5 protein-coding genes are annotated in these 2,071 nt (G+C 48.8%); 2 read left to right on the top strand and 3 right to left on the bottom strand.

Annotation, left to right across the window (positions count from 1 at the left end; genetic code table 11):
• The coding region (locus tag IV91_RS19150; protein WP_233418443.1) for a hypothetical protein at positions 1-274 on the top strand (274 nt) is incomplete at its 5' end.
• Positions 275-676: 402 nt separating this feature from the next.
• Here IV91_RS19150 and IV91_RS0110370 read toward each other — a convergent pair.
• The 3 genes from IV91_RS0110370 to IV91_RS0110360 are packed head-to-tail and all read right to left on the bottom strand — an operon-like array spanning position 677 to position 1,574.
• Positions 677-958, bottom strand: a complete 282-nt coding sequence (locus tag IV91_RS0110370) for a type II toxin-antitoxin system YafQ family toxin (RefSeq protein ID WP_031598140.1) — start codon at positions 956-958, stop codon at positions 677-679.
• Positions 945-1,208: a type II toxin-antitoxin system RelB/DinJ family antitoxin gene (locus IV91_RS0110365; protein ID WP_031598138.1), complete on the bottom strand. Its 264-nt coding sequence runs from the start codon at positions 1,206-1,208 to the stop codon at positions 945-947. The genes IV91_RS0110370 and IV91_RS0110365 overlap by 14 nt, the downstream gene beginning before the upstream one ends.
• 57 nt (positions 1,209-1,265) lie before the next feature.
• Positions 1,266-1,574, bottom strand: a complete 309-nt coding sequence (locus tag IV91_RS0110360) for a helix-turn-helix transcriptional regulator (protein ID WP_031598136.1) — start codon at positions 1,572-1,574, stop codon at positions 1,266-1,268.
• Positions 1,575-1,666: 92 nt separating this feature from the next.
• On the opposite strand from IV91_RS0110360, the gene IV91_RS0110355 reads away from it, so the two are divergent.
• Positions 1,667-2,071: Arm DNA-binding domain-containing protein (locus tag IV91_RS0110355; RefSeq protein ID WP_031598134.1), on the top strand; the 405-nt coding region annotated here is incomplete at its 3' end.

Genomic DNA, 2,071 nt, shown 5'->3' with positions numbered 1-2,071 from the left:
TGCTGTGGCGAATTCTCCTGCTACGCTTGGTTTCCATACCTGCTCTCCTGTGTCACAATCTGAAGAGGAGTATGCAGAAAAATTATCCGGGAAAATACAACGCCGCTGGCTTACCGCTTACGTCGCAGCTGCAGCGGCCGAATCAGACAAGGTAACAGCCGTGGTACCCGCTGCGGTGATGCCTGCAGCCCCACCACTTTCCGTAACATTCAACGCTGTCAAACCTGTATATCCCGAGAAATCAGCAGTAGCTGTACCGCCTGACGATACATAGTTAACAGTTTGGACACCCGAAACGGAAGTGCCTGACGGAAATGCTGTACCGCCAGCCGTATCTGAGATATTAAGCGTATTGTTTGTGCCTGTGGCATGAATCGAATCAAGCGGTGTAAATGTGGAATTCGTTCCAGCACCAAACACACCATTGATCGTGGCGTTCCCTGTTGGGGTGATGGTGTCCACACCTGTAGCGAGCGGACTAATTGATGCAGAATGTATCTTTATGAATTAACTGAATTATATATGATTCATTAAGATATATATGTGATTCACCCACGCTATACCCAATCGGCATCACGGTGGTCTAGGTTGGGAAAACAAAGCTGGTTTAAACTAATCTCAATCAGATCAATATGATAGAAGCGTTACCGGAATTTCAGCACCCACGGATCACCTACTAGATGCCCAATTCACTATGTGACCCAAGTCGGACAAGTTGTAGCCGCCCCTCGTCCGGTTTCCGATATATCAAAACCAGATCGGGCCTGATGTGACAGTCCCTATGGTCATTCCAGTTACCTACCAAGGGGTGGTCAAAATATCTTTCCGGCATTGGCCTGTCGTTCGCCAGTAGTGATAGCGCAGTCTTCAACTCTTCAGCCAATACTTTTCGGTGTAGCCCCTTAGCCTCTCGCTTGTAATCGCGCCTAAACTGTCCGGTTTGCTCAATCTTCCGCATTCAGATCCGCCATCAGGTCATCAACGGAGTTAAATGATTGCAATTTTCCGCGCCTCGCCTCCTTCATGGCAGCAATGGTTTCGGCATTCGGAATCAAGGGCTCGAACGGCAAAGCCTTGTCGTGGGCCACTCGGGTCAGCATGATACGGAAAGCATCAGACACAGTGAGCCCCATCGCCTCCAGGACAACGGAGGCCTCTTCCTTGATGTGTTCGTCAATTCGGGCGCGTACAACGGCATTGGCAGACATGGTGATACCCCTTAATCATGCTTCGTGGGCCACATTGTAGCACAGTCAATCCAGAAATCAATCGTCGAGGTTAGTCCTTTTGGAGCCCGACGTAATCCCCTGCCCTGCTGCCAGCAAGGCTTCCTTGGTAAATCGAATCAGCACCTCTTCGTCACCGATCTGGATCTCTGCCCCCTTGTCCCGGAAGACCTGAAGCAGTTCATCCACCGTATCCGAACGAGGTGAAGCCTTATCCAGTGATTCGATTCGGTTGATGGTCGGGCGTGAGCACTTGGCCGCCGTGGCCAACCCCTGCTGACTCAAGCCGAAAGCATTCCTCAGGGCCCTAAGGATGACAGCAATCTTGATGGCGTTAGTTATTCGCATAAAAGGCTAGACATGTAGTGTTATTTGAGTCATAATGAATCTTATTGTTAATCCTATGAATCGTTTATAAATCATTTTAGGAGTTTAGCCAAATGCCAAAACTAATACTTACTCCACAACTTGTCAAAACTGCAGTTTGCCCGCCAGGCAAAGCCAAAAACGACTTACTTGATTCAAATTGTAAAGGATTATCTCTGGAAATACGATGTACAGGAGGAAAAACTTATTATCTTCGTTATGCAGATGAAAGGGGTAAGGCAAAGCAATTCAAGATTGCTGATGAAAGGGATATATCCTTATCCCAAGCACGGCAACTGGCAGATAAATACCGCTCCCAGATTGCCCTTGGCATCGACCCCGCTGCTGAGAAGGCAACACTCCGCCAGGTCCCCACATTCTCCGAGTTCATCGAACAGCGCTACATGCCCTTCGTGAAGGGTTACAAGCGCTCCTGGATCTCGGACGATTCCTACCTAAGAAACCAGTTGCTGCCTATT

The sequence above is a fragment of the Ferrovum myxofaciens genome, assembly GCF_000735045.1.
GTDB lineage: Bacteria > Pseudomonadota > Gammaproteobacteria > Burkholderiales > Ferrovaceae > Ferrovum > Ferrovum myxofaciens.
This window is presented reverse-complemented; position numbering and strand designations above follow the sequence as displayed.